The sequence below is a fragment of the Bradyrhizobium xenonodulans genome (genome assembly GCF_027594865.1).
Classification (GTDB): Bacteria; Pseudomonadota; Alphaproteobacteria; order Rhizobiales; family Xanthobacteraceae; genus Bradyrhizobium; species Bradyrhizobium xenonodulans.
Window position 1 is genome coordinate 7,385,589 of record NZ_CP089391.1, and the last position, 25,969, is coordinate 7,411,557.

Genomic DNA, 25,969 nt, shown 5'->3' on the forward strand with positions numbered 1-25,969 from the left:
CCAGGCCGGTTGTGAACATAGCCCCGCAGCCAGCAGCCTCCCTCGCCCTTGCGGGTGGAGAGAAAGTGGCGGCACACAGCCTCGGCCTCACGCGCGAGGCGGCATGCCCGGTCGGAAGCATCGCGCCGCATCATGCGGCCTCGCGTTCGCAGATGCGCTCGACCGGGTAGCTTTCGAGCACCTTGCCAAGCACGACGGCCCCGCTTGCATCGGTGGGCACGAACATGCGCAGCTTCCAGGAGATGATCTCACTGAACAGTCCATAGGTCCGCAAGCGGTCGCGCATGGTGTCGTTGAAGTCCGCGAGCTCAATGCGATGCGCACCCATGACGCGGACGCGCCGCAGTGTCAGGCCCTCGGCGAGCTCGACGAACGCGCGGCCGTCGCGCAAGGCGGCGAAGACGTCCTCGGGCTCGAGTATCGGTCGCTCACCCGAAAGCGCGTTGGCGACCCAGGCGGACGAGACCTTCCGCCCAATGATCCGCTCGCCGGCGTCGGTCTGGAGGCGGTAGACGCGGGTCGATTCCTTCGGCAGCCGTTTCCAGATCGGCAGGAGCAGCCCGGCGACGACGTGGATCGTGCTCTCGGTGAACTCTGGCACGTCTTTGAGCTCAGCTGTCCAGGCTGCACTGAAGTGCTCACGGTCTGTCTCGATCCAATGACTTTCGGCCATGGCCTTGGATGGGACATTGTGGCTTTCCATGGGCCGGACCAATTTGACGCGCTGCTCGATTTCGCCGTCGTCCAGCATCAGGCTTGGAGCCGGGACTTGCACCGCCGCGCGGCCGGAACGTTCGTTCACCAGCAGGACTGCGCGGCGATCCGGCAGAAGGCCGAGGGCATCATCCAGAGTGAGCGGCCGGTTGCGTTCGCGCTGGATGATCGTCAGAAGCCGTGTCTCGGCGCTGGTCGCAGGATGGGTGTAGATGGTGCGCCGATGCGTGACGACGAAGCTTTCGGCGCGAAGGGTCTCGAGGCCCGCATCATAGATTCCGGAGGCGATTGCGCCTTCGATCCGCGCCGTCAGCAACTGCTCGAAGGCGGTGAACAGCACGTTTTGCAGCTCGATGGTCAGCGCCAGCAGACGGTTGAGAAAGGTCGTGATCGGCGGCAGGTCATCCGTGATGCCATTGGAGTCGACGAGCTTCAGCCCGGTCGCATTCTCGAACATCTCAAGAGAGCAACCATCCACCTTGCCGCGAACCAGGAGCAGGTAGAGTTGGCGCAGAGCATCACGGCCGTAGATGCTTTCGAGATTATCCTTGGGCCGAAACAGCCCCTGCCCCCCGGTCTGACGCTGACCGCGGGTGATGGCGCCGAGCGTGTCGAGGCGGCGCGCAATCGTGCTGAGAAAGCGCTTCTCGGCCTTCACGTCGGTCGCAATCGGACGAAACAGCGGCGGCTGCGCCTGATTGGTCCGGTTGGTCCGGCCGAGCCCCTGGATTGCTGCATCGGCCTTCCAACCGGGTTCGAGCAGGTAGTGCACCCGCAGACGGCGATTCCGCGCCGACAGTTCGGCGTGGTAACTGCGACCCGTGCCGCCGGCATCCGAGAAAACGAGGATGCGCTTGAGGTCGTCCATGAAGGCTGCGGTTTCGGCGAGGTTCGCCGAACCGGCGCGGTTCTCGACCATCAGGCGGTCATGTTTCCGGATGATCCGGCGTGAGCGCCCGGTGACTTCGGCGACCCTATCGGTGCCGAAGCGCTGGACGATCTGGTCGAGGGCGCCGGGCACGGGCGCGAGCGAGGCAAGCTTCTCGATCAGCCGGTCGCGACGCGCAACCGCATCCCGGCTCTCGACGGGCTGACCATCACGGTACACAGGCCGGGAGGAGAGGTCGGAGTCGGTGAAAGGCTCGTAAAGCTGGACCGGGAAAGAATGAGCGAGATAGTCGAGCACATATTCGCGCGGTGTGATGTCGACCTGCACATCACCCCATTCCTCGGTCGGGATTTCCGCGAGCCGGCGCTCCATCAGCGCTTCGCCGGTCGAGACGATCTGGATGACCGCGGCATGCCCCTGCCCGAGATCGCGCTCGATGGCGCAGATCAAGGAAGGCGTCTTCATCGACGTCAGCAAATGGCCGAAGAAGCGCTGCTTTGCGGATTCGAAGGCCGACCGGGCCGCCGACTTCGCCTGGGCGTTCAAGGTCCCGGTCTCGCCGGTGATGTTGGCCGCTCGCATCGCGGCATCGAGATTGTTGTGAATGATGCTGAACGCGGCCGCATAGGCGTCATAGATGCGGATCTGTTCGGGGGTGAGCTCATGCTCGATCAGTTCATATTCGACGCCTTCATAGGAAAGGGAACGGGCCGCATACAGACCGAGCGCCTTGAGATCGCGTGCCAGCACCTCCATCGCCGCAACACCGCCCGCCTCGATCGCCTCGACGAACTCGGCGCGCGTGGCGAACGGAAAGTCCTCGCCGCCCCACAAGCCGAGCCGCTGGGCATAAGCGAGGTTGTGAACGGTCGTGGCGCCGGTCGCGGAAACGTAGACCACTCGTGCATTGGGCAGGGCGTGCTGCAGCCGCAGACCTGCGCGTCCCTGCTGCGAGGCGGCCTGCTCGCCGCGCTCCCCCTTGCCGCCCACGGCGTTCTGCATGGCGTGGCTCTCGTCGAAAACAACCACTCCGTCGAAATGGGAGCCCAACCATTCGACGATCTGCCGGACACGCGAAAGCTTTTCGCCGCGCTCATCGCTGCGCAGCGTAGCGTAGGTGGTAAATAGGATGCCTTCCGACAGCCGGATCGGGGTGCCCTGGCGGAAGCGTGAGAGCGGCGTGACCAGGAGCCGCTCCATGCCGAGCGCCGACCAGTCACGCTGTGCGTCCTCGATCAGCTTGTCGCTCTTGGAGATCCAAACCGCCCGGCGCCGGCCCTTCAGCCAGTTATCGAGCAGGATGCCGGCGACCTGCCGGCCCTTGCCCGCGCCGGTGCCGTCGCCCAGAAACCAGCCGCGGCGGAAGCGGACGGCATGTGGAGCGTCGTCGCGCGCAGCAGCCACACCGTCAAAGGTCGCATCGACCGTCCAGGCGCCGGCAAGGAAGGCCGAATGTGCTTCGCCGGCGTAGACCACGCTTTCAAGCTGGGCGTCCGACAACAGGCCGTCGATAGCGAGGTTGACCGGAAGATGGGGCCGGTATGACGGCTTCGGCGGGGCAACCGAGGCCATCGCGGCCGACTGCACCAGTTTGGTCGGATGCGGCTGCGATCGGTGAATGCGGATCGATTGCAAGGTGTAGTCCTCATAGAGCGCATCGGTCAGATGAGCTCCGTCCGGAGGGGTCCAGTCGACCGTCTGGTAGGTCAGCTCTACGCTGTCCGGTTCGCCGAGCCGCTGACCGGGCGAGGAACGCATCGTGAAGGCGGGAGCGGATCGCCGAACCGGCACGGTCGAGCTGACCGGAGCCAGAACAGATGAAGTGATCGGAAGCCGCGGCGGCACATGTTCGAGGACCCATGCCAGCAGCGTGGCTACGTCCGGCGCCACGCCTGGAGATGCTGGAAAGACGCTTCTGTCCGGCGCAGGCTGCTTGTCGATGACGGTGAGCCGCGTATCGATCGCCGTCCCGTGCCTGGCAAAAACCGCCCCTGCAATCGCAGCCGAGAATACCACGCGGCCGCGCTCCTGGAGACGGATGAAGGCGTCGGTCCAGCTTGGATTGTCGGGGGCGAGACTTGCGCCGGTCACCGCCACGAGGCGACCGCCGTCGCGAAGCCTGGCCAATGCCGAGGAGAGATGGCGCAGTGCTGCGTCCGCCATCCGCCGATCCACATTGGGCAGAGCCGAAAATGGCGGATTCATCAGCACGACGCTCGGGGCAACAGCCGCCTCGAGATGATCGTCGATCTGCGCCGCGTCGTAGCGCGTGACGGTCACGTTGGGAAACAACAGATCGAGCAGCCCGGCGCGCGTTTCGGCGAGCTCGTTCAGCGCAAGTGTGCCGCCGGAGATCTGAGCGAGGATGGCGAGAAGTCCGGTGCCCGCCGAGGGCTCCAGCACGAGATCTGTGGTGGTGATGCCGGCGGCGGTGCAGGCGACAAAGCCAAGCGGAATCGGCGTCGAGAATTGCTGAAACGCCTCGCTTTCTTCCGACCTGCGCGTATGGGTTGGAAGCAGGCCTGCGACCTTGGCCAGCATCGAGAGTTGCGCTGCCGGCGATCCCGCCTTGGTCCGCATGGCGGCGCCATGCTTGCGCAGGAAAAGAACGGTTGCCGCCTCACAGGCTTCATAGGCGGCCTTCCAATGCCAGGCGCCGGCGGCATCCGAGCCACCGAAGGCGCTTTCCATGGCGGAACGCAGAACACTTGCTGCATCGATTCGCCGGCCATGTTCGAGGTCACAGAGGATAAGCCGCGCGGCTTGGGCGATAGAGGACGCAGCCGCGGCGGTCGCGGAGCAGGACAGATTGATCATGGGGGTTGAGCTTTCGAGGAGAGCGGGAACGGTTCAAGCCGACGGGCGCTCTCTCGACCCGACCGGCTCAAACCTGTCCCGGCCGATCTCTCACTCTGCTCACCCCTTGCCGCCACCGCACGGGGGAGGACGCGGCTACGCCGCGCGCAAGGCTTGGGGCGCAGCAGCCGCATTCCAAACCGAGCAGCCCGGCACGATGCCGGGCTTCGGAAGCAACTTCGAAGGAAGCGCACGGCGGGATTGCCGTGCCACTCCGGCCACTCATTCGGCGGCAATGCCGTGTGGCTGAACGTCGTCTGCGGTCTCGCGACCCTCCTCATCGCCGACGAGGAACTCGGGAAGCGGGCCCGCGTCTGCGTCTTGGTCTGCCGATTGGATAGCGTCAGTGAGGCGCAGTGACTCCGGCAGCCATCCCGTGCCGTCAAGAAGGCGTTCGGCTTCGCTGGCCATATCGGCCTTCTTGAGATGGTCGATCAGCTCTGCGGATGCTTCGCCCTTGGCTTGCCTCACCGCCTCCAGAATACGTGGCTTGGGGACGCGGCCGAGATAATTATCGACGGTCGGCCTCCAGCCGGCCTGCACCATGTCGAGCCCGACCGCCCGCGCCAGAACGTCGGCCTGGCCGAGCCTGCGCGCGAGCCCATCAACCGATACCCGCCCCTGGGCGTAGCGATTCACGGGTTCATAGAGGGCATTGACCGAGAACGACGCACAATGGGCGAACAGGGCTGCTTGCGCATGGCCGTCCAATGCCGTGAGCGTATCCCAAAGCTCCTTCGCATCGTTCGGGAGCCGCGCTTTCCAGGCTTCGTGCCTGGTATCGATCGCCTTGGCCGGCGCGCTGTCCTTCAATCCCGGAGCCTGCGCCGGAAATGTCGGCGTGTGCACCGCGATCTCGAGGCAACTGGCGGACGCTGCGAACCTGTAGAAGGTTGCCAGCACGAAACTGTGCAGCACCGCTAGGAACGTGATCGAGGGATGCTCGGCAAGCGCGTCGCGCAACGCCAGCGTTCGATAGGCCGTCAGCTCGGTGATCAGACGGTCCGGCAGCGGTCTTGCAGCATCGTCCTCATCCTCTTCGGCCGGCTCGGTTGGTGCGCCACCGACGGTGATGGCGGTACGCTGCACCGGACCGACGGCATTCTCGCCCTCAATCGTTGTGCTGCCCTGTCGGGGCTCAGTATCGACGACCGCCTGTTCATCCTCCGGCCGGACGTAGCCGCGATCCACCGAGAGCTGTCCCTCGGAATCGATGCTGATGAAGACTCCGCCGCGGGCGATGTCGGCCGGATCGTAGATCATTGGCCGCTCCTCGAACGCGAGCAATGCCGCCTCGATCTCCCCAAGGCGGAGGTCAATCTCCTCGGGGAGTTCGTCAGCATCCTGGTACTCGGCTTCGAGCCTGTCACGCTCGGCATTGAGTGCATCGATCGTGCCCTGCTCCTCGATGCTGAGCGAGGCCGGCGTTCCCTCCAATTCCCGCAAGCCGCTGCTGTGGCCAAATGGAAAATCGACTGCCACCGAGATCCACTTCCACCCTTCGGCCGCGATCACCTCGGCGTCCTGCTTGAGCTTCTCCATGACAAGACGGTCGAGCAGTGCCACGTCCTGGAGCCAGCCACCGTCGTCATGCTCGAACAGATCATGCAGAACCGGACCTCCGGCGCGCTCGTAGGCGTCGATGCCGACATACTGCGCACGGCGATCGGACCCACGTACGGTGTTCTCGGTCAACATGCGGCGGATCTGGTACGGCTCGTCATAGCCGGACCGGCTGACATTGTCCCAGACCTGCTCCTGGCGCGCATGATCGCCGCTCACCGAGAACGCCACGAGCTGCTCCAGCGTCATGCCGTCGTCGGCATAGACCTCATGCAGCTTCGGCGAGACCGACGCCAGGCGCAGGCGCTGCTTGACGATTGCCACCGCCACGAAATGCCGCGCGGCAATGTCCTCTTCGCTCATGCCGAGGTCGCGGAGCGTCCGGAATGCGCGAAACTGATCGAGCGGATGCAGGCCGACGCGCTCATCGTTCTCTGCGATCGAATCGTCTTCCGCAATGCCTCCCTCGCGAACAACGCAGGGCACGGCTTGCGTCTTGGACATACGCTTCTGCTTGACCAGGAGCTCGAGAGCACGGTAGCGCCTGCCGCCGGCCGGCACCTCGAACATGCCTGTCTCGTTGCCCTCGGAATCGACGATGGCGCGGACATTGAGACTTTGTAGAAGCGTCCGCTGGGCGATGCTCTCCGCAAGCTGCTCAATCGAGACACCCGCCTTGACGCGCCGAACGTTGGACTGGCTCAGCACCAGCTTGTTGAAGGGAATGTCACGCGAAGGCGACAGCGTGATCTTTTGGACTGGCTTTGTCATTTCGGTTCTCCACAACGAGCAGCCGAAAGCCTCTCTCTCGACTTCCAACCCGTCGTGGCACTCCATGCTGCCCTCTTCCTCTCTCTCTTGCGGTTTGAATCCCGCTGCTGCGGCACCGGGCGTGCATTGGCCGAAACGGCCGCAGCGCCTGGCAGGAACCAAGGTGTGAGCTGCTGTCAGTTTCTGTCCCACTCGGCGGCCTTCAGCGTGGCGACCTCACGGCGGTCGACCTGATCCGCACTGCTATGCTAGGCGGAGCGTCTAGAGCCTTTTCCATTCCGATGGAATCGGAGCGGGTTCTAAATTGCCGGAATTACTCCGCAACAGGGTCACGGCGTCGACCTCAATTTGGGCGATGGCTCCATCTGTCTCGCTCTATGGCCGGGAGAGGCTTTTCGACATTTCTCAGGATCGCGACGCGGCATTTGTCGAGCAATTCCTTCGTGTATACGACGCCGAAATAGTCCAGCAGGAAGGTGCCAGCATAGCTCAGATCGTCAATGCCGCTGACTATCCTATTGAGCATTGCACCAATTTCTCCAACGCGGTCGCGATAGCGTGCGCGGATCACGTTAACGGCGTTCATCGAGTGAACCGCCTCGTCGGCAATCACCTCTCGCAGCCAATGATGGAAGATGTCGTTGCGAAGTTCGGTATAGAACGGCTTCTCGGCGGCATAGGCGTGGCAAGTGCACATCTCATCAAATGCGATCATAACCATCACAGAAAATTCGTCGGCGAGGTGGTCATTGATCGCACCGAAATCATGCGGTCGAGCCTCCAACCTCTCTCGGAGGTTCCTCTCGGATCCATTGGCGACAAGTTCAATGATGCGGATAAAGCCATCGGTGTGACGCTCTTCGTCTGCGGCCCAGACAGTAAAAAAAGCCCGAGCTTCATCGGTAGTGATCAGATTGCGGACGGATAGCTCGGTTTTCAAATGCCTGGCGTCATATTCCGTGTACAGGTCAGGCCACAATTTATTCCAACGTGCGCGCACAACCGACGGTTCGGCGCTGAACATCGCCGGCGTAAGAGCATTGAACATTTCTTTTGGACTCCAGTTCCGTCGAACCGGCGTAATCATCCGACTGCTCCTGAGCGTGAGCGCTGCGAGCGGCTCTGGTGGACGGATTGTCCCTTTCAAACATTGGCAAAGAAGTTTGCCACACACAAAACATGCCGTCGCCTCTCTGTTTTGGTGGGGTACAATTCCGGACGCTGCACCTTTCGGCTTGGCCTGACCTGTTGTCTTGAACGGTCCAGTGCGGAATCTTCGGGGGCGCCGCCGAGCCAACAATGCTCGCGATTCCGGGAAGTTTTGGGGATGACTTCATAAGCTCAGGCTGTCAGGCCTCAGGTCGTGGACCATTTCTATGAGGCGGGTTGATCACACTCGGAATCGCACGCACTGCTGACGGGACATGGCGAGGTCATGATCGCGCCGCGTACCATGGGTGCTCCACCAATGGCGTGGATCTGCGCTCCAACCGGGCTCTACGTCACCCAGTCCGACAGCGGCCAGGTGTGGGGCTTCGCGATCAAAGGCGTCGAGCCCAGCGATGCCAAGCCGGTCAGGACCTTCGAGCGGCCTACTCACTAAGGTCACCAGCAGGCTATTCGTCGCGCATCTCAAGACGTCCGATCGCCATCATGACGATTCCAGCCGCAGCTGCCTTTTTTGGTTCTGGTGTGGTTCATATAGAGATCATGAATCGCGCGCTGAACCCATGCGGCCGGCTCCCTTAGCAAACCCCACCTACGAGGTTGTGACGTCGGAATAGCCTTCACAACCACTTGCGCTCGCTTGCGATAGGCTGTTGTTGTCGCCAGCGCGACCGCGAACCCGCGGCAAGCGTCGGGAGCCGCGGCATGGCCATGAAGTCTCTTGAGTACGGATGCCCGGATCATGCGCTGCCTATGCCCAAAATTGCGCTCTTAAGCGTCGACCATTGGATGGAGATTGCAACTTCGAGCACCTTGCAATTCTGGTTGGAGTACATCGCGAGCAATGCGATGGCTTCGCAATGATAATGACTCTAGTTGTAAAAGGCAGCGCCAGATAAATTCCAATATTAGAAGGTACCTTTCACCTTGCTTTTGCATCAGGCGATGAGCTCAATATTGAAAATTGTGGCGGTGGGGGCGATTTTCTTTGGAGAAGCCCTTTCGATAGTCGCCGAGTTGATTGCCTCAAAGCAGTTTGGGAAAGCTGGCGGGCATTTCACAACGCTCCTGCCGATGTTCCTGTTGATATCGGCGGGCGGTATCCTGCTCGTCTGCGGATACGCACTCGGCTACATGTATCTCAAGAATATCTGGATCATCGTCGCAGTATCGGTGGGAGCAATTCTAGTTGTGGAACCGATTCTGGCGCTTCTGCTCTTTCGAGACGTGCCGACAGCCGGTTCGCTGATCGGGCTGGTGTTCGGCGCGCTTGGCACGCTAGCTGCGATAATTTTCTGAGACGCGTTCAGCTCTTTGCTCAGACCCCAGGTATGCATACGACGAAGACTGCCTGATTGACGCGGGCGCGCGGGCGCGGCGGGCTATGGTGCGGGTTGTCACGCCTCACCGATATCGCGCTGGGTGGATAATTGAAAGATTCTCGGTCAGCGTGCGGCGGATCTGGTACGGCTCATCAGAGCCGGACCGGCCGATATTGTCGCAGACCTGCTCCAGGCGCGCGTGATCGCCGCTCACCGAGAACGACATGCGGTTCTGCCGGACCAGGAGCTCGAGAGCACGGTAACGCCTGCCGCCGGCCGGCACCTCGAACATGCCTGTCTCGTTGCCCGCGGCATCCACGATGGCGCGGACATTGAGACTTTGCAAAAGCGTTCGGTGGGCGATGCTCTCGGCAAGCTGCTCGATTGAGACGCCCGCCTTGACGCGCCGAACGTTGGACTGGCTCAGCACCAGCTTGTTAAAGGGAATGTCACGCGAGGGCGACAGCGTGATCTTTTGGACTGCCTTGGTCATTTTTTGTCTCCACGACGGGCGGCCGAAAGCCTCTCTCTCGACTTCCAACCCGTCGTGGCGCTCGGCGGCACCCTCTTCCTCTGTTTGGCAGCTCAACTCCGCTCACGCCGCCTCCTGATCTGCCGCGGCACAATCGGCCGAAGCGGTTGGACTATCTGCTGGCAGGAAGCCAAGCAGATAATCCGCGGCTTTGCTCGCCTGTGAGGCCGCCCGCACGATCGCACGGTTGTCTTCACGCAGGACTTCCAGCCAGGAACCGATATAGTCGGCGTGCCGCACGGTCGGCACGATGCCGAGTGAAGCGCAGGAAAATGCTGCGCACAATTCGGCGATCAATTCCTCGAACGCGTATTTTTTTGTGCCGTAGGAACCGCCGAGATCGCGGTTGAGGCGCGAAGGATGACCGCTGGCGTGGCCGAGCTCATGCAGCGCGGTCCGGTGCCAATTGATCGGTTCGAAATAAGCCGCCGGCGGCGGCACCTGCACGTAATCTTCTGCCGGCATATAGAAGGCGCGATTGCCGCCGATGCGGAAGTCGATGCCGGTTGCCTTAATCAGGGACTCGACCTGCGGCTCGATCATGCCCGGCGGCGGCATTGGCGCGGTGGCCGCGATGTCGGCGGACAGTCCGTCGCATTGATCGGTGTTGAAGACGGTGAACCGCTTCAGGAATGGAACGGCCTGCGCCTCTTCGCCTGTCTCACGCGCACGGCGCCGTTCGTCGGCCGGCACGAAGCGGTCGGCATAGACCACGGCAATGCCGCGCTCGCCCTTGCGGACATGACCGCCGAGCGCAAGCGCCTGGCGGAAGGTCAGCCAGCTTTGGCCGGCAAAACCGCGCTCGATCACCGCCCCCCAGAGGATGAGAACGTTGATGCCGCTGTAGGGCCGGGTCGTCGCTGCGTTCCTTGGCATCGACAGCGGCGCCTTTGCAGCCTCCGTCCCCCAGGGTTGAACCCACGGCACGCGGCCGGCCTCGAGCTCGGCGATGATCTTGTCGGTGATTTCGTCATAAAGGGTGGCCCGGTCCTGGCCGGTGCGCGTGCGAGGATGTCTGGACATCGCGGATCTTTCGCGACGGGCGCTGCAAGCCTCTCTCGCAGCTCCAACCCGTCGCGGCCGAACCCGGCCAGCCCTCTCACTCTCAATGCTTGTTGCAGACGCGTTATGTCTGTTGCAGGAGCAACGTGCCGGTGCCAGATCCTCAGCTGAGCGCCGGCCTTCGCGTCAGGGATGGACGCCCGAATGGGTGAAAACCCGGCCAAAGCCGGGGTTTCAGCGCAGCCGACAGCCCGGTCCCCGCAGGGAGACGCACGGCAAATCCAATGCGGATGGAACGACCAGGCGCCTGGACCTAGACCTCTTCTCGAATCTTTGTCTGCGCGTCATAGATTCTGATTCGAAGCATGGGAAAGCGCTTCTTCAGCTCTTCGGCACCCGTTTTGGCTCCGTCCCTGGTCGCAAATTCGGCCTTGAGTCGGCCATCTACTTCGAGCGCATATCCTGAAGCTGGCAATTCACGGGCAGCTGCAACCATCTTATACCTTTTGCGCAGTGAGGAGATTGACGACAACGGCATACCGCGAGTCGCGCAAATCGCGCCAGCTCACTTAGATCTTGATTTGCTCCTAAACTGCAGAACTTCGATTCGCTGTCAGTTTGAAAATATCCTTTGAAATCAATCCAACTTTTATAAACCTGCAAAATTACAAACCAACCCACCTGGTTCGGGGGATGAGATCGGATTGGATACAGGCCCTTCAAAGGCGAAAGGGCTGGTCACAAAGCGCGAAAGGAGATTCGATTGTCAGGCATTGATCCGGCTCAGCGCCACGCGGTTGCGGAGGACGATGCGGCGCGAGGTTTCCAGGGCGATGGTTCCGGACTGCGCCAGCTGACTGAGCGTCCGCGACACCGTTTCGATCGTCAAGCCGAGATAGTCGGCGATGTCCTGACGCGTCATCGGCAGTTCGATCGACTGAGCGGCGGCATTGCGGCCCGCCATTTCCAGCAGAAACCCGGCCACCCGTTCTTCCGCGCTCTTCATCAGCACCATTGAATGCTCGTGCATACGCTGCAGCTCGCGAACCGCAAGCGTCCAGAGCTGTCTGGCAAAATTCTTTTCGTACTCGGCCCGGGCCATCACGGCGCTGCGTTTGGCGACCACGACATGCGCCTCCCTGATCGCTTCCGCCGAGGCAAGATGCACCTCGGTGGCTTCGACGTCAAAGATGTCGCCGGGCAGATAGAAGCTTCCGATCTGGCGACGGCCGTCATCCAGCGTGCGACAGGTTCGCACCGCGCCGGAGATGACCTGGTAGAGGTATTCAGCCGGATCGTCTTCGCCGTAAATTTCAGCATTGCGCGCAAACCGCGTCGAAGCGCCGATCAAGCCCAGCGGGCCTTCGGGCAGGGAGTTTGACCGAACCGCAGCGGCCGAACGCGCGTGGATTGAAGACCCCGGCAGTTGCGGCGGTGAGCATGGCAGAAACTCCGGTTTCGATCGTTGATGGGGGCAGTCTGCCCGCTTCTCCAGGTTTCGAAACTCGTGTCATTCCCCTAAGTATAAATCCGGAGGCAATCGCAATCTTTGGGTTGCGTGGCGGATCGAACGACCCTTGGGCAAAATCGACGGTTGCATCCCCCATCTTTAGCGAATGCCGGTGCAGTGGTCGCGGTGCAACTAAGAATCCGCCGCGCGCGGCACGAGAAATGCCCGACCAAAGTCTAGCCTTCGGTCTTTTTTGCTTGTGCACCCCCCTAAGTTGCGAAATGATCCGCCGCCTTGGGGGCGAGAGTGCAAAAATTCTTAGTAGCCATTTTGACAATCCTAAGCGTCGCCTTGAGCGTGACCCTTGGGGCCGTACTTCAAGAGCCCCAGGTCTCAACAATTGAAATCGATCGAGACAGGGCCGCTCTCACCTCACAGATATCGACCACGCAAGAGGAGAGCGAAAAGTATGGACCGGGACTTCTCAAATCTCTAATCGAGGTTCGGCTCGCAATCGCGCGAAATACGCTGGCCATGCTCGACCAAAAACGAGCTTCTTTTGTCAGACGTATCACGCTGGACTATCGGCTTGACGGTCGGCCGGTTCACGACGCATCCGACCAAGAACTAAATGTGATCCTTGAAGAGCTCTCGCAGGCAGAGAAGAAGGCTGCCGCCTCTAAGCTTGAGGCCGCGAGGTACTCCGGCGGGCTGGCTCAGGCGATGTCTCTTCTAAAGGCAGAAACTGACGAGTTGAGTGTATCTCAACTCCGATTGAAATTTTACTCCGCAAAGCATGGAATTCCACTGCCGTTTCCGACTCTCACCGAGAATTCGAGCAAGCCTACTCAACCACCTGGCAAAGTCGTAAAGGATCGTGACGCGTTATGAAGTATGCTCTTGGCCTGATTGCATTCGCAGCATCGTGCCTCGCCTTGCCTACGCACGCACAGTCGCCTGCAACAGATGGTCCGATCGGCCTTGTTTGGGGAAGTTCCTCCGCTGAGGTTCAAGCCAAAGGGGTCGAACTCAAAGAAATTGAAGGAACGGACTTCGGAAAGAGCTATCTCGCATCGAAGATGGAAAAGGCGCTGGCCGACCAAAGCGCGGCCTTACTGTCATTTGGGTTCAACGACAAGCTTTGGCGTGTCCTTATAACCAGCCGTCCGTTCAGCGAAGACCCTGCAGGTAGTGCGGCGGTGGCTCGCTACGACGAGCTAGCTAGTCTACTGTCAGACAAATACGGAAAAGGCACTCAAGTTCACAGGCTTGGTGAGTCGATATACGCTCAATCAGGCTACTTCGTTGCAGGTATACGCGGCGGTCAATCGAGGTGGTTTACGAATTTCGATACCTCCAACCTTTTCATTCAACTCGGTCTCACGGCCAGTGATAGCTCCACCGCGACGTGGCGCTTGATCTACGAGAACAAAATCTTTCGGCGAGACTTTGAGGCATCGAAGCGTTCACGCGAGAAGGGGACGTTATAGCCTCGTGAGACCCTATTTGACTGGGGTTTAAAATCGTTATCCAAGCTCGTCGAATGCTCGCGTCTTACGACGAGCACAACTAATCGAGAAACTTCGGAAACGATTGTGGAGAGGCTAGGCCATGCTCTTGAGGCCATGAGAATATCTTTCTCTGCAAAGAGGGGGGTGAGGTTGTAGTTTAAGTCGGGTTTGCGGGTCGTTTTGATTACGGTGTTACGCATCATCGATCTGACAAATTCACGATCTACCGCATGTTCACAGCTGAAGCCGACATCTTCTTGCGCCTTCCATAAGCTGACCAATTTCCCCAGCTGCTGTTGATAGGTGGGCGGCAATCGCTGAGCGGTGGCGACCGTCCGGTTTGCCGAACCCCGCTCGGTTCGCCGCGAAGGCGTCCTGATGGGCCCTGCTGATGATCTTCGCCAGGATTGCGATCGCGTTGCTGATGTTGGGCCATCGCTGGGCCCACCAAGGTGGAGGAATTTTCAGACGGCTCATCGTCGGCGATCGCCCGCCAGGCGGCGCCAGCGAGATCCTCATATTGACCGTTCTTGAGGGACCAGAGAAAGGCCGCAAGGCCGAGGGCACCGAGCATGATCGCAAGCGGAACCAGATAGACCAGGACTTCCATCAGATGGCTTCCCTCTGCCGGCGCGCGCGCAAGGCGTTGAGCATCACGAGCAGCGATGAGCCGGACATCGCTGCCGCCGCGATCAGCGGCGTCACCAGACCGGCCATGGCTACCGGCACGGCGAGCGCGTTGTAGATCACCGCGAGCCAGAGGTTCTGCCGCATCAGCCGCAGCGCCTGGCGTGAAATGGCGATTGCGGCTTGCGCGGGTGCAAGCCGCTCGCCGAGAAACACCGCATGCGCCACCGACTGACTGAGTTGCGTTGCGGTGACCGGCGACATCGAGGCGTGAGCGCCGGCCAGCGCCGGCGCATCGTTCAGACCGTCTCCGACCATCAGCACCTTGTGGCCATGGCGCGCGAGCTCGTCGATGCGGGCGATCTTGTCGACCGGGGTCACCTCGGCACGCCAATGATAAATGCCGAGCGTCTCGGCAGCGGCCCTGACGGCCGGCTCCCGGTCGCCGGACAGCATCTCGACAGTCAAGCCGACCCGCTGCAGCGCAGAGACGGTGTTCGCCGCATCAGGACGGATCCGCTGCCGGACTGCAAAGACATGGCGCATCAAACCATGTCGAAACGCGACGACAGATGCCTCGGGATCGTTCTGGAGAATCTGGTTAGCCGCCTCATCGGCGCCGCACCAGGACGGCCGCCCCAGCCTGATGTCGACACCATCGACCACGCCGGAAACGCCCTGCCCCGGTACCTCCGCGATGCCCGGCAGCGGCGCTTTTGCGCCTGCCGCGCGCGCAACCGCGGCGGCGACCGGGTGCCGGCTCGAGAGCGCCAGGCGGCCGGCCAAATCGAACACATCGGCAGGGATTGACCCGGCATTTGCGACGTCGAGTTCAGGCAGAGTCAGCGTGCCGGTCTTATCGAAGATCACCCGATCGACCTCAGCGATCCGCTCGATCGCGTCACCTGCATTGAGCAACACGCCCGAGCCGAACAGGGCGCCGGAGGCCACCGTCTGAACGGCCGGAATGGCGAGGCCGAGCGCGCAGGGACAGGTGATGATGAGGACAGCGATTGCAATCACGATTGAATCGTGGAGCGTGGCACCTGCGATAAGCCAGCCGATCATCGTCAGCAGTGCCGTGGCGTGAACGAGCGGGGCATAGAGCCGCGAGGCACGTTCGGCCAGACGCAGGTAGCGCGAGCGCGACTGCACGGCATTCTCGAGCAGGCGCGATATTTCAGACAGAAGCGTTGCTTCGGAGGCCGCCGATACGCGGACACGCAACGCGCCCGACCGCACCAGCGCCCCGGCGTAGACCGCGCTTCCCGCTACCGCCGTCGTTGGCAGTGTCTCGCCGGTGATCAGGCTCTGGTCGATCTCGGAGCGGCCGCTGATGACGTTGCCGTCGACGGCCGAACGCTCGCCAGGACGGAGCAGCACGATGTCGCCGGGGCGAATCGCGGCGACGGGGACCGTCCGGATCTCCTCTTCGCTGACGAACTTGGTCGCGGTCTCCGCCTTCAGCGCGGCAAGGTTGCCGGCAAAGGCGCGGGTGCGCCGTCGCATGTTCTGGTCGAGATAGCGGCCTGCCAGCAGGAACGCGATCAGCATGATCGCCGCGTCGAAATAGGCGTGCTCGGCATGCATGGCCGTTTCGAACAGCGACATCGCCAGCGCCAGGACGATGCCGACCGAGATCGGCACGTCCATGTTGACATTGCGGGCGCGGAGCGCCGCCCGGGCCGAGGAAAAGAACGGCTGGGCCGCATAGGCGGCGGCCGGCAGCACGATCAGCGCCGAGAGCCAATGAAAGAAGTCGCGCTGCTCGCGCAGCATGTCACTGAGATTGCCGGACCAGACCGGCACCGACAGCATCATCACGTTCATCGCCGCGAAGGCGGCGACGCCCAGGCGCCGCAGCAGCGCACTTGCGCGCTCGGCCTCCCTCGTCTCGGCGTCGGCGCGCTCGAACGGATAGGCCCTGTAGCCGAGCTCGGCGAGACGATCGACGAACAGCGCGGGATCGACCGCGCCCGCCTTCCACTCCAGCGCGAGCCGGCGGTCCGTTAGATTGACCCTGGCCGAGGTCACGTCCGGAATCTTCGACAGATTGCGCTCGATCTTGGCCATGCAACCCGCGCAATTGATGCCCTCGACTGCGAGATCGAGATGCAGGAGGCCCGGGCCCGTCTTCTTCAGATAATGTGAGAAATCGATCGTCGACTGCATTGCAGTGCTCCGTCAGTTCAGGACCACGATTGCGCGACAGGAACAGGCGCTTTCCGTCGCGGTCGGCCTCGATCACCAGCTCCCACTGTCCCGCTGCAACGCCGTGCGCGATGCCGCGGTAGCTGCCGCCGCCGCCCTCGATCATCTCGAGCACCTGGTCGGCTCTGCGATCAGTGGGACGCTCGAGCCGACCGAAGACAGACAATCCGGCAAGCGGCGCGCCGTCCTGCGCCTTTGCATCCAGGTTCAGCCGGGCCGTCCCGTCGGCCTGGCGCTCGATATGCGCAGCGACCTTCCAATCGCGCCTGTTCTGCTGATGCGCGGCCTGGATTTCCTTTTGATAGGCAAGGCTCGCACTATAGGCGCTGTCGACTTCGGTCCCCGGCAGCGTGGCGATGGCAAGCCGCATCATCACCGCGTTGACGCCGATCACGACGGCAAAGAAAGAAACCACGGCGATCAGGACGAAGCGCCCGGTGATCGGCCGTATGGCGGATGAAGACGTTGTCATGTCCGGTATCCTCAGCAATCAGGGCGTGACGAAATGATCGGTGGCGGAGGCAACCTCGCCAAGCCCGATGTCGGTGATGCGGAATTTCACCGGCTGGGTCTTCTCCACTTTTTCGTCGAAGGGTGCGGTCACCAGCACGCGCAGCTCGGTGGTGGCATCGCGTGCGAGGACGATCATCGGTCTGTCGGGCGTGACGGAATCGACGCCAACGATGTGGATTTGCCCATTTGCGGGGCCGTCGACATCGACGGCAATCACGCGATCAAAACCGCGCTTGTTGAGAAAGCGCAGCGTATAACCGTTGCGGATCGCGCCGTTGCTGAGCTTGACCGCCACGGGGTTGCGGTCGTGCAGCACGTTGACATCCAGCAGCGACCGCGTCAGCAGCGCATCCAGCATCACCGCGCAGACCACGGTGATCAGCGACGCATAGACCACCGTCCGGGCACGGATCGGCTTGTAGATCTCCGTCTTGCCGGCGGTCCGGCGCTGCATATTGATGTCGTTGTCGTAGCCGATCAGCCGCGCCGGCCGGCCGATCTTCCTCATCACGTTATCGCAGGCGTCGATGCAGAGACCGCACTGGATGCAGCCGAGCTGCGCGCCGTCGCGGATGTCAATGCTGGTCGGACAGACCGCCACGCACTGGTTGCAGTCGATGCAGTCACCGGCCCTCTCGCCCAGCGAGCGCAGGTGCAATCCCTTCTTCACCGAACAACGCGGCTCGCCGCGGTCGTACTTGTAGGTGACGTTGAGCGCCCACTCGTCGGTCAGTGCGGCCTGGATGCGCGGCCACGGGCACATGTAGAGACAGACCTGCTCCCGCGCGTGGCCGGCCAGGAGATAGGTCGAGGCCGTGAGGATGCCGATCCAGATGTAGGCGATTGCCGGCGCCTGGAAGGTGGCGAGGTCCTTCACCAGGCTCGGCGCGTCGGAAAAATAGAGCACCCAGGCGCCGCCGGTCCACCACGCGATCGTGATCCAGATCGCGTGCTTCAGCACGCGCCGCGCCAGGCGGTTGACCGTGATCGGACCGGCATCGGCCTTGATTCGCGCGCGGCGGTCGCCCTCGGTCCAGCGCTCCACCGCGTAGAGCAGGTCGGTCCACACCGTTTGGGGACAGAGGTAGCCACACCAGATGCGGCCGCCGAGCGCATTCATCAGGAACAACGTGAAGGCAGCGAGGATCAACAGCCCGGTGAGGTAGTAGATCTCCTGCGGCCACAGCTCGATGAAGAAGAAATAGAAGCGCTGGTTGGGAAAATCGATCAGCACGGCCTGATCGGGCGCGCCAAGGCCGCGATTCCAGCGCAGCAACGGCAGCAGGTAATAGAGGCCGAGGCAGAACGCCATCAACCCCCATTTGGCTCGCCGGAAGGTGCCGGAAACCCGCTGGGGATAGATTTTCTTCTGGGGCGCATAGAGCGGCAGATCATCATCGCCGCTCATCAGCTGCTTCGGTGTGACGTTCTTGGTCATCGGAAGGCCCATCAAAATCCCCCGATCAGGCTACATTCCCGCAAGGCGGTACGGCTCGAGGTGGGGCAACCGGCCAAACCTTGTCTGGGATTGCTATTTGCCGCCGCCCAGCGAATGGACGTAGACCGCCATCGCCTTGATGGTGGCGGGATCGAGCCGTCCTTCCCAGGCCGGCATCACGCCGGAGCGGCCCTGGCTGATGGTCTCGATCAGCGTCGCTTCGTCCGAGCCGTAGAGCCAGATCTTGTCGGTCAGGTTCGGTGCGCCCATCACCTGGTTGCCCTTGCCGCCGTCGCCGTGGCAGGCGACGCAATTCTCCGCAAAGATCTTCTCGCCCTTGGCGGCATCAAAACCGTTGCGGGTCGACAGGCCGGACAGCGACCGCACGTAATTGGCGACCGTGACGATCTCGTCCGGCTTCAGCACGCCGTCCTTGCCGAAGGCGAGCATCTGGCCCTCATGCGTCTTGGCGTGACCGGAACGCGCGCCGAACTGGATGGTCTGCATGATCTGGTCGAGCGAGCCGCCCCAGAGCCAGTCGTCGTCGTTCAGATTTGGATAGCCCTTCGCGCCGGCGGCGCCGCTACCGTGACAGGGCGCACAATTGTCGCCGAACACCGCCTTGCCCCGCGCCCGCGCCAAGGTCAGGAGGGCTGGGTCCTTCTCGATGTCGGCAAGAGACGCGGTGCCAAGCGCCTTCATCTTTTCGCCGCGCAAAGCTTCGAGTTGGGCGAGATTCGCGGTAACGGCGGCGCGATTGGTGGTGTGCAGGACGCCGGTCGTATAACCGCTCACCAGCGGCCACGCCGGATAGACCACCCAATAGCCGAAGGCCCAGATAATGGTGGCATAGAAAGTCAGCACCCACCAGCGGGGAAGCGGCGTGTTCAGCTCCTTGATGCCGTCCCATTCGTGGCCCGTGGTCAACCGGCCGGACACGCGGTCGATGTCGTTGTGCGCGCTCATCTGTCAATCCTCCCGCAGCGGCATTTTCGCCGCGGCATCGAACGGCGCCTTGTTGCGGGGACGCAGCGCGTGAAAGACGATGGCAAGGAAGATGCCGACGAAGATCGGCGTCCAGAAATTGAGCACAAACTGCGACACCAGGTTTTCAACGGAGACAATCGCCTTCATCACAAAACACCTTCAACGCAGATTGGCTTTTTCGTCATAGAGCTTGAAGTCGACCAGCGTCCCCAGCATCTGCAGGTAAGCGACCAGCGCATCGAGTTCGGTGGGTTCGCCCGCCTTGCCGTCGAAGTTGCGGACAACCGCATTTGGATAGCGCTTCTGGAACGCTTCGGCGTCCGCACCATCGGGATCGAGCTGAGCCTTGAGGTCGGCTTTGGCATTGGCGATCTGGTCGTCGGTATAGGGTACGCCGATCGCGCGGCTGGTCCGCAGATGCGCGGCGACGTCCTCGAGCTCGAGTTCGGTCGCAGCCAGCGATGGATACCCCGGCATCACCGACTGCGGCACGATCGCCCGCGGATTGATCAGGTGCCGGACATGCCAATCATCGGAATATTTGGCGCCGACGCGGGCGAGATCGGGACCCGTCCGCTTCGATCCCCACTGGAAGGGGTGATCGTACATGCTCTCGGCGGCCAGCGAGTAGTGGCCGTAGCGCTCCACTTCGTCGCGCAATGGGCGGATCATCTGCGAATGGCAGAGATAGCAACCCTCGCGGACATAGATGTTGCGCCCGGCAAGCTCGAGCGGCGTATAGGGACGGACACCGTCGACCACCTCGATCGTGCTCTTGAGATAGAACAGCGGCGTGATTTCGACGAGACCACCGATCGCGATGACCACGAGGATTCCACCGATCAGGATGGTCGCGTTCTTCTCGAAGATCTTGTGTCGATTCCAGAAGGACATGGGATGACCTACTCGGCAGGCTGGAGCCGTCCGGCGGCTCGTGCCACCTCGGCTTCGCCGGCCCTGACGGTCATCCAGAGATTGAAGGCCATGATCAGCGCGCCGATCAGGAACAACGCGCCGCCGGCTGCACGGATGATGTAGAAGGGATGCATGGCCTCGACGGTCTCGATAAAGGAATATTCAAGGAAGCCGAGCGAGGTGTAAGCGCGCCACATCAGGCCCTGCAGGATTCCCGACACCCACATGGCGGAAATGTAGAGCACGATGCCGAGGGTAGCGATCCAGAAGTGCCAGTTGACCAGCTTGAGGCTGTAGAGCCTGTTGCGATTCCACGCCCACGGCACCAGACAGTACAGCGCGCCGAAGGAGACGAAGCCAACCCAGCCGAGCGCGCCGGAATGCACGTGGCCGATGGTCCAGTCGGTGTAGTGGCTGAGCGAGTTGACGACCTTGATCGCCATCATCGGGCCTTCGAACGTCGACATGCCGTAAAAGGCGACGGAGACGACGAGCATGCGCAGCACCGGATCGGTGCGCAGCTTGTCCCAGGCGCCGGACAAGGTCATGAGCCCGTTAATCATGCCGCCCCAGGAGGGCATCCACAGCATGATCGAAAAGGTCATGCCCAGCGTCTGCGCCCAGTCAGGCAGCGCGGTATAGTGCAGATGGTGCGGGCCAGCCCAGATGTAGAGGAAGATCAGCGCCCAGAAATGGATGATGGAAAGCCGATAGGAATAGATCGGCCGCTCGGCGCGCTTCGGGATGAAGTAATACATGATGGCAAGGAAGCCGGCGGTCAGGAAGAAGCCGACCGCATTGTGGCCGTACCACCATTGGAACATGGCATCCTGAACACCACCCCAGGCAATGTAGGACTTCGAGCCGAACACAGAGACCGGCAGCGCGGGGTTGTTGCCGAGGTGCAGCACGGCGATCGTGACGATAAACGCGAGATAGAACCAGTTGGCGACGAAGATGTGCGGTTCCTTGCGCTTGACCAGCGTCATCAGGAACACCAGCAGATAAGTCACCCAAACGATTGTCAGCCACAGATCGGCGTACCACTCGGGCTCCGCATATTCCTTGGACTGGGTGACGCCGAGCAGATAGCCGGTGCCGGCGATCAGAATAAAGAAGTTGTAACCGAGCACGACGAACCAGGGCGCGAGATCGCCGGCAAGGCGCGTGCGGCAGGTCTTTTGCACGACGTAGAACGAGGTCGCGATCAGGACGTTGCCGCCGAACGCGAAGATCACGGCCGACGTGTGCAGCGGTCGCAGACGGCCGAAGGTGGTCCAGGGGAGATCGAGATTAAGCGCGGGCCATGCCAGTTGCGAGGCGATGATCAGCCCGACGGCAAAGCCGGCAATGCCCCAGAACATCGCCGCCACAGATGCGAACTTGATCGGTCCTAGGTTGTAGTTGGGACGCCCGTTGATCTCCTGCGGCGGCAGTTTGGCCGGACGATCATAGTAGCGGTTGAGGATCGAAAACGCAGCCGCGATGCTGGCGGCGCATCCAAGCGACGCGTGAAAGGCGAACGGGGCGTCATGCGCGAATCCCGCACCGATCAGGCACAGGAATGCGAGCACCGCAAACAGCGGCCACAACACCGTTTCTCCGATCGTCATCGATTTTGCGCCAGCGGAGACGTTCGTCATGGTGCGACATCCTCGAGGAGTGGATCAGGGAGGCACGCGCCGCGCCCGGGTTGATCGAGATCAATTGCGGGTGGCGGGGACCGGCAGAACCGGTGGGGCGCACCGCCGCACATCGTCCGCTAACGCGCGCAGCGTCTGCTCATTTGGGCAGTATTTTGCTGGGCTCGCTTGCCGCTCGTGATTCAAGTCCCGGGCGCAGCGCGCCTTGGACGAGCATTGGCAGCACACGCGTCGCAGATCGCGGAGCACGTCACCGCGAGATGCTTCCAGGTCGTCCTCGGCAAGGCCCGCATGGGAGAGGCGCCTGCTCAGGGACTGAAGCGAACCCGAAGGCTTCAAGATCAGCGCAGCGAGCTCCGTCCTGGAAAGATTCAGCTCGCGCGCGATAACCTCGATCTCCCGCGGGTCCAGGCGCTGCAACTCGTTCCTGCGATCCATGACGCCCTTCAAGCAGTCACGGAGATTGCCGAACAGTGTGCTGCCCGTCTTGCCGGCCGCTTCAATCAACATTTGACGATGTGTGCCCTTTTTTTCCGGTGACGTCTTAAATCCACCAAGGGGCTTTGTCGTTGATGCAGATCAAATTGCCTTGCTGAACTGTGCGGCGCGCGAGCAGCTGTAGGTATCGAAAGTTGCGGCGATGACGCGAACGACGGCCCGGCCAGCTTGCGTTATTGTCAATTTCGCGCCCTCGATCTCGACCAGCCCCTCCGATTGCATCGGTGTCATCCTCGCCATTTCATTGCGAAAATCGGCATTTGGCGCGACTTCATCGAGATCGACGGTGAAATCGCACATCAGCCGCTCGATGATTCGCGCGCGCTGCCGGTCGTTTTCATCGCGCCGGCATCCCCTGGCAGAGGCGAGTGAGCCCGCCTCGATGGCGCCGATGTATCTTGGAACATCCGCGACGTTCTGCACGAAGCCGTCCGCGAAAGTCGATATTGAGGAGGCGCCGAGCCCAAGAAGGACGCCGCTGGCATCCTCGGTATAACCCTGGAAATTGCGATGCAGCTTCCCGCCTGCCGCAGCCCTTGCGAGCGCATCGCCAGGCCTGGCAAAATGATCCATGCCGATTCTCACATAGCCGGCGGAAATCAGCTCCTCGGACATGACCTCGGCCTGCTCGATGCGCTGATCCTGCGACGGCAGCCCGGCTTCGTCGATCCGCCGCTGGTTGGCCTTGAACCGCGGCAGATGCGCATAGCCGAAACAGGCGATGCGGTCCGGCCCCATCGCCGCAACCGAGGCGCAGGTCTTTCGAACCGAGTCGGCGGTCTGCAGCGGCAGCCCATACATCAGATCGACGTTCAAATTTCCGATTCCGGTTGACCGCAATCGCTCGACGGCCGCCTCGATGACAACGCGTGGCTGAAGGCGGCCGATCGCGGCCTGGACTAAAGGATTGACGTCCTGCACGCCCAGACTTGCACGGCTGACGCCGAGTTCCGCCAGAGCGTCCACGGAGGCGACAGCCACGTGACGTGGATCCAGTTCGATCGCGTGCTCGAGGCCGTTGGCGAACGGGAATTGACGGCGGAGTGCGGCGACGACCGATCGCAAGCCGCTAGGTCCGAGAATGCCGGGCGTGCCGCCGCCCCAGTGCAGCCTGGCAATTTCAGGCCTCGCCCCGACCAGGCTCGCAACAAGATCGATCTCGGCTTCAAGCGCGCGGCGATAGCCATCGATCACATCGTCACGTACCGCCATCTTGGTGTTGCAGCCGCAGTAGAGGCATATCTTTCGGCAATAAGGCACGTGAAGATAGACCGAGACGGCCTGACGCGCGTTGAGGCCGGCGAGCCAAGTCTCGTGGTCTTTCGCGCCAACCTCAGGCGAGAAATCGGCGGCGGTCGGATAAGACGTATAGCGCGGCACATTGTGTGCCCGCATAGCGGCGCACGACGGGGTTCAAGACGCATCGACCTTGCTAGGGGGCCCGGGCCCGCTCCAGCGCGGTCGGCGCCCGGAATTCGACGGCATCCGCGAAGATCGTCCAGTCGTGGACGTGCCTCTGCCTGCAGAAGTCCGCTTCCGATCGTCGCACCGCTTCCGTCAGGGACGGAGCTTCGATGGTGAACGCCGCCTGGCAAGCACGATGCTCGTGCCCAGTGTCGTCGCAGACGGTCTTGATGAAGCGCACCTCAAATAAGGGCATTATGTTCTCCTATTTGCCGACATGTCGCTCAGAACCGGAGCGAAGTCCTTGAGCAAGATCAATCAGACATCGCGCCCGATCGCCCATCCCACTGCAACAACGGCAAAGCCGATGATCAGGATGACAGCAACGAAACTCACAACGGGACCAAGACCCCAGCCGTCATTTGCAACTGATAACCCAACATCAAGCGTCGGGAACTGCCCGGAAAGCTCGCGGGTTAAACCATGGCTCCACCTCGCCTGTCGACTGCAGCCGGCTCCGGGTCCAACTCGTTCACTGTGTTGCATGACGGACGCGATCGGCCGAGACGCTGAAGGCGCGACGCGGCTTGTCTTCACTTCTCGGATGGCTCCGACCGAACCATCCAGCCGTCCATAAGTGGACAGCCCGAAGACGCCATAAGGCGAGCAAAAGAGAAAGGGCGCGGTCGCCAGCCGATTGGCGGCGATAAAGGCCGTAAGACATAGGCCTTCGAACGCAAGGTCCATTCTTAGGCGATCGCGGCAAAGCCGACGACGGCGTGGACCACTTCCAATATTTGGGGCATGTCCCGCCTCCCGGTTTCGCTAAGAGATCCTTAGCCCGGGGGAACGGTGCGCGCGTTGATCTCAATCAACTGTCGCTATCACTTGATCCAGTTCAAGGAGCGGTCGCGCCATCGCTGGATGATCGCGCAATCAAACCCGCGACCGCGAAGAGGTCTTGTACGAATGTCTCAAGGAGACGGTTCAGCATGGACGCGTGTTTCACCCAAGCCCTGTGCCGCGGCCGGCCGTTGTCGGCTGAGAGGCGAGGATTTCGCTGCAGCCGATGGCGAACGCATGTATCGTTTTGTCATGGCGATTCGTCCCGAAGCTCTCCCGACTGACGCAGCGGCTCTGACCGAGATGGTGCTCGCGCTCGACGCCGAGAATGAGATGCGGCGCGTGGCGATGCAGACGCTCAAGGAGATGATCTTCGGCAAGCGTTCGGAGCGGCTTGCGGCGATCGTCGCCGAGCAACTCGCGCTCGAGCTGGACGATCTCGCGACCGGCGCCACGCCGCCTCTGTCTGCGAACGACGATGCCCCTGCGACGAAGCCGCTCGGCAAGCCGCGCAAGAAGGCGAGGCGCAACATCGGCGCGCTGCCCAAGCACTTGCCGCGCTACGAGCAGGTGCTCGAGCCGGACGCGACGGCGTGCCCGTGCTGCGACGGCGGTCTGCACAAGATCGGCGAAGACGTGAGCGACGTGCTGGACGTGATCCCGGCGCTCTGCGGGTGCTGCGCACGATCCGTCCCAAATATGCCTGCCGCGGCTGCACCGACGGCGTGGTACAGGCGAAGGTGCTGCCGCGGCTGATCGAGGGCGGCATGGCCTCGACGGCGCTGGTGACCCACGTGGTGGTGTCGAAGTTCGCCTGGTATCTGCCGCTGTATCGGCAGGTGCAGATGCTGGCCGGCCAGGGCATTCATCTCGACCGCGCGACGCTCGCCGGCTGGGTGAAGCGTGCCGCATGGTGGCTCGAGAGCCTCTATCAGTTGCAACTCAAGACGATCCAGGCCTCGCCGCGGCTGTTCTGCGACGAGACGCCGATGCCCGGTGCTTGATCCTGGGCGACATCGCACCCGCATCTGCCAGTTCTGGGCGCATGCGATCGATGATCGCCCACGGGGCGGCCCCCGGCGGTCGCCTATGTGTTCGCCGACGGCCGCGGCA

Annotated in this window: 23 protein-coding genes and 3 pseudogenes; 7 read left to right on the plus strand and 19 right to left on the minus strand. The window is 62.1% G+C overall.

Annotated features, from left to right (window positions below):
• Nucleotides 1–130 precede the first annotated feature (130 nt).
• The 3 genes from I3J27_RS34845 to I3J27_RS34855 form a co-directional block, all read right to left on the minus strand.
• Nucleotides 131–4,420, minus strand: a complete 4,290-nt coding sequence (locus tag I3J27_RS34845) for a bifunctional class I SAM-dependent methyltransferase/DEAD/DEAH box helicase (protein ID WP_270163351.1) — start codon at nucleotides 4,418–4,420, stop codon at nucleotides 131–133.
• A 261-nt stretch (nucleotides 4,421–4,681) separates the two neighbouring features.
• Nucleotides 4,682–6,793, minus strand: a complete 2,112-nt coding sequence (locus I3J27_RS34850; protein ID WP_270163352.1) for a ParB/RepB/Spo0J family partition protein — start codon at nucleotides 6,791–6,793, stop codon at nucleotides 4,682–4,684.
• Nucleotides 6,794–7,136: 343 nt separating this feature from the next.
• Nucleotides 7,137–7,880, minus strand: a complete 744-nt coding sequence (locus I3J27_RS34855) for a hypothetical protein (protein ID WP_270163353.1) — start codon at nucleotides 7,878–7,880, stop codon at nucleotides 7,137–7,139.
• Nucleotides 7,881–8,228: 348 nt separating this feature from the next.
• Here I3J27_RS34855 and I3J27_RS34860 point away from each other — a divergent pair, with 348 nt between their 5' ends.
• From I3J27_RS34860 to I3J27_RS34870, 3 genes are all read left to right on the plus strand, one after another.
• Nucleotides 8,229–8,396 carry a hypothetical protein gene (locus tag I3J27_RS34860; protein WP_270163354.1) on the plus strand — a complete coding sequence of 56 codons (168 nt, stop codon included), beginning with the start codon at nucleotides 8,229–8,231 and terminating at the stop codon, nucleotides 8,394–8,396.
• A 269-nt stretch (nucleotides 8,397–8,665) separates the two neighbouring features.
• Entirely contained in the window at nucleotides 8,666–8,824 is a 159-nt protein-coding gene (locus I3J27_RS34865; RefSeq protein WP_270163355.1) for a hypothetical protein, read from the plus strand.
• A 102-nt stretch (nucleotides 8,825–8,926) separates the two neighbouring features.
• Entirely contained in the window at nucleotides 8,927–9,259 is a 333-nt protein-coding gene (locus I3J27_RS34870) for a hypothetical protein (protein WP_270172967.1), read from the plus strand.
• A 138-nt stretch (nucleotides 9,260–9,397) separates the two neighbouring features.
• Here I3J27_RS34870 and I3J27_RS34875 read toward each other — a convergent pair.
• From I3J27_RS34875 to I3J27_RS34890, 4 genes and pseudogenes are all read right to left on the minus strand, one after another.
• Nucleotides 9,398–9,775 (minus strand): annotated as a pseudogene (locus I3J27_RS34875) (ParB/Srx family N-terminal domain-containing protein); the annotation flags it as partial.
• A 102-nt stretch (nucleotides 9,776–9,877) separates the two neighbouring features.
• Nucleotides 9,878–10,837: an ArdC family protein gene (locus tag I3J27_RS34880; protein ID WP_270163356.1), complete on the minus strand. Its 960-nt coding sequence runs from the start codon at nucleotides 10,835–10,837 to the stop codon at nucleotides 9,878–9,880.
• A gap of 292 nt (nucleotides 10,838–11,129) precedes the next feature.
• Nucleotides 11,130–11,312 (minus strand): hypothetical protein, encoded by a 183-nt coding sequence (locus I3J27_RS34885; RefSeq protein ID WP_027545378.1) that lies wholly within the window; start codon nucleotides 11,310–11,312, stop codon nucleotides 11,130–11,132.
• 270 nt (nucleotides 11,313–11,582) lie between these two features.
• Complete coding sequence (locus tag I3J27_RS34890; RefSeq protein ID WP_270163357.1) at nucleotides 11,583–12,167, minus strand: helix-turn-helix domain-containing protein; 585 nt, start codon at nucleotides 12,165–12,167, stop codon at nucleotides 11,583–11,585.
• Between the two features lie 450 nt (nucleotides 12,168–12,617).
• Here I3J27_RS34890 and I3J27_RS34895 point away from each other — a divergent pair, with 450 nt between their 5' ends.
• Nucleotides 12,618–13,157 carry a hypothetical protein gene (locus I3J27_RS34895; protein WP_270163358.1) on the plus strand — a complete coding sequence of 180 codons (540 nt, stop codon included), beginning with the start codon at nucleotides 12,618–12,620 and terminating at the stop codon, nucleotides 13,155–13,157.
• Entirely contained in the window at nucleotides 13,154–13,756 is a 603-nt protein-coding gene (locus I3J27_RS34900; protein WP_270163359.1) for a hypothetical protein, read from the plus strand. Before I3J27_RS34895 ends, I3J27_RS34900 begins: the two co-directional genes overlap by 4 nt.
• 478 nt (nucleotides 13,757–14,234) lie before the next feature.
• Here the strand turns inward: I3J27_RS34900 and ccoS are convergent.
• From ccoS to I3J27_RS34960, 12 genes and pseudogenes are all read right to left on the minus strand, one after another.
• A pseudogene (gene ccoS / locus I3J27_RS34905) lies at nucleotides 14,235–14,387 on the minus strand (cbb3-type cytochrome oxidase assembly protein CcoS); the annotation flags it as partial.
• Nucleotides 14,387–16,576, minus strand: a complete 2,190-nt coding sequence (locus tag I3J27_RS34910) for a heavy metal translocating P-type ATPase (RefSeq protein WP_270163360.1) — start codon at nucleotides 16,574–16,576, stop codon at nucleotides 14,387–14,389. The gene I3J27_RS34910 and the pseudogene ccoS, both read right to left, overlap by 1 nt.
• A gap of 103 nt (nucleotides 16,577–16,679) precedes the next feature.
• Nucleotides 16,680–17,087, minus strand: a pseudogene (locus I3J27_RS34915) (FixH family protein); the annotation flags it as partial.
• A gap of 18 nt (nucleotides 17,088–17,105) precedes the next feature.
• A complete protein-coding gene (gene ccoG, locus I3J27_RS34920) occupies nucleotides 17,106–18,566 on the minus strand; it encodes a cytochrome c oxidase accessory protein CcoG (protein WP_270172968.1) in 1,461 nt (486 codons plus the stop codon).
• Between the two features lie 93 nt (nucleotides 18,567–18,659).
• Entirely contained in the window at nucleotides 18,660–19,532 is an 873-nt protein-coding gene (ccoP, locus tag I3J27_RS34925; protein ID WP_270163361.1) for a cytochrome-c oxidase, cbb3-type subunit III, read from the minus strand.
• 3 nt (nucleotides 19,533–19,535) lie between these two features.
• A complete protein-coding gene (locus I3J27_RS34930; RefSeq protein WP_270163362.1) occupies nucleotides 19,536–19,700 on the minus strand; it encodes a cbb3-type cytochrome c oxidase subunit 3 in 165 nt (54 codons plus the stop codon).
• 12 nt (nucleotides 19,701–19,712) lie between these two features.
• Nucleotides 19,713–20,447: a cytochrome-c oxidase, cbb3-type subunit II gene (ccoO, locus tag I3J27_RS34935; RefSeq protein ID WP_270163363.1), complete on the minus strand. Its 735-nt coding sequence runs from the start codon at nucleotides 20,445–20,447 to the stop codon at nucleotides 19,713–19,715.
• Nucleotides 20,448–20,455: 8 nt separating this feature from the next.
• Nucleotides 20,456–22,081, minus strand: coding sequence for a cytochrome-c oxidase, cbb3-type subunit I (ccoN, locus tag I3J27_RS34940; RefSeq protein WP_370691997.1), 1,626 nt, complete (start codon nucleotides 22,079–22,081; stop codon nucleotides 20,456–20,458).
• 90 nt (nucleotides 22,082–22,171) lie between these two features.
• On the minus strand, nucleotides 22,172–22,621 hold the full coding sequence (locus I3J27_RS34945) for a hypothetical protein (RefSeq protein WP_270163365.1): 450 nt from the start codon (nucleotides 22,619–22,621) through the stop codon (nucleotides 22,172–22,174).
• A gap of 69 nt (nucleotides 22,622–22,690) precedes the next feature.
• Nucleotides 22,691–24,004, minus strand: coding sequence for an oxygen-independent coproporphyrinogen III oxidase (hemN, locus tag I3J27_RS34950; RefSeq protein WP_270163366.1), 1,314 nt, complete (start codon nucleotides 24,002–24,004; stop codon nucleotides 22,691–22,693).
• Nucleotides 24,005–24,041: 37 nt separating this feature from the next.
• On the minus strand, nucleotides 24,042–24,269 hold the full coding sequence (locus I3J27_RS34955; protein ID WP_270163367.1) for a hypothetical protein: 228 nt from the start codon (nucleotides 24,267–24,269) through the stop codon (nucleotides 24,042–24,044).
• A gap of 62 nt (nucleotides 24,270–24,331) precedes the next feature.
• The gene (locus I3J27_RS34960; protein ID WP_270163368.1) at nucleotides 24,332–24,760 is read right to left on the minus strand and encodes a hypothetical protein; all 429 of its coding nucleotides are present in this window, start codon (nucleotides 24,758–24,760) and stop codon (nucleotides 24,332–24,334) included.
• 399 nt (nucleotides 24,761–25,159) lie between these two features.
• On the opposite strand from I3J27_RS34960, the gene I3J27_RS34965 reads away from it, so the two are divergent.
• Nucleotides 25,160–25,612: an IS66 family transposase gene (locus I3J27_RS34965; protein ID WP_270163369.1), complete on the plus strand. Its 453-nt coding sequence runs from the start codon at nucleotides 25,160–25,162 to the stop codon at nucleotides 25,610–25,612.
• The gene (locus tag I3J27_RS34970) at nucleotides 25,582–25,860 is read left to right on the plus strand and encodes an IS66 family transposase (protein ID WP_270163370.1); all 279 of its coding nucleotides are present in this window, start codon (nucleotides 25,582–25,584) and stop codon (nucleotides 25,858–25,860) included. The genes I3J27_RS34965 and I3J27_RS34970 overlap by 31 nt, the downstream gene beginning before the upstream one ends.
• Nucleotides 25,861–25,969: the final 109 nt, after the last annotated feature.

Excerpts from the sequence above, each read along its gene's own strand:
- I3J27_RS34845 (WP_270163351.1), bottom strand. The coding sequence starts at position 4,420 with ATGATCAATCTGTCCTGCTCCGCGACCGCCGCGGCTGCGTCCTCTATC.
- I3J27_RS34850 (WP_270163352.1), bottom strand. The coding sequence starts at position 6,793 with ATGACAAAGCCAGTCCAAAAGATCACGCTGTCGCCTTCGCGTGACATT.
- I3J27_RS34855 (WP_270163353.1), bottom strand. The coding sequence starts at position 7,880 with ATGATTACGCCGGTTCGACGGAACTGGAGTCCAAAAGAAATGTTCAAT.
- I3J27_RS34860 (WP_270163354.1), top strand. The coding sequence starts at position 8,229 with ATGATCGCGCCGCGTACCATGGGTGCTCCACCAATGGCGTGGATCTGC.
- I3J27_RS34865 (WP_270163355.1), top strand. The coding sequence starts at position 8,666 with ATGGCCATGAAGTCTCTTGAGTACGGATGCCCGGATCATGCGCTGCCT.
- I3J27_RS34880 (WP_270163356.1), bottom strand. The coding sequence starts at position 10,837 with ATGTCCAGACATCCTCGCACGCGCACCGGCCAGGACCGGGCCACCCTT.
- I3J27_RS34885 (WP_027545378.1), bottom strand. The coding sequence starts at position 11,312 with ATGGTTGCAGCTGCCCGTGAATTGCCAGCTTCAGGATATGCGCTCGAA.
- I3J27_RS34900 (WP_270163359.1), top strand. The coding sequence starts at position 13,154 with ATGAAGTATGCTCTTGGCCTGATTGCATTCGCAGCATCGTGCCTCGCC.
- I3J27_RS34910 (WP_270163360.1), bottom strand. The coding sequence starts at position 16,576 with ATGCAGTCGACGATCGATTTCTCACATTATCTGAAGAAGACGGGCCCG.
- ccoG (WP_270172968.1), bottom strand. The coding sequence starts at position 18,566 with ATGACCAAGAACGTCACACCGAAGCAGCTGATGAGCGGCGATGATGAT.
- ccoP (WP_270163361.1), bottom strand. The coding sequence starts at position 19,532 with ATGAGCGCGCACAACGACATCGACCGCGTGTCCGGCCGGTTGACCACG.
- I3J27_RS34930 (WP_270163362.1), bottom strand. The coding sequence starts at position 19,700 with ATGAAGGCGATTGTCTCCGTTGAAAACCTGGTGTCGCAGTTTGTGCTC.
- ccoO (WP_270163363.1), bottom strand. The coding sequence starts at position 20,447 with ATGTCCTTCTGGAATCGACACAAGATCTTCGAGAAGAACGCGACCATC.
- ccoN (WP_370691997.1), bottom strand. The coding sequence starts at position 22,081 with ATGACGATCGGAGAAACGGTGTTGTGGCCGCTGTTTGCGGTGCTCGCA.
- I3J27_RS34945 (WP_270163365.1), bottom strand. The coding sequence starts at position 22,621 with ATGTTGATTGAAGCGGCCGGCAAGACGGGCAGCACACTGTTCGGCAAT.
- hemN (WP_270163366.1), bottom strand. The coding sequence starts at position 24,004 with ATGCGGGCACACAATGTGCCGCGCTATACGTCTTATCCGACCGCCGCC.
- I3J27_RS34955 (WP_270163367.1), bottom strand. The coding sequence starts at position 24,269 with ATGCCCTTATTTGAGGTGCGCTTCATCAAGACCGTCTGCGACGACACT.
- I3J27_RS34960 (WP_270163368.1), bottom strand. The coding sequence starts at position 24,760 with ATGGACCTTGCGTTCGAAGGCCTATGTCTTACGGCCTTTATCGCCGCC.
- I3J27_RS34965 (WP_270163369.1), top strand. The coding sequence starts at position 25,160 with ATGGTGCTCGCGCTCGACGCCGAGAATGAGATGCGGCGCGTGGCGATG.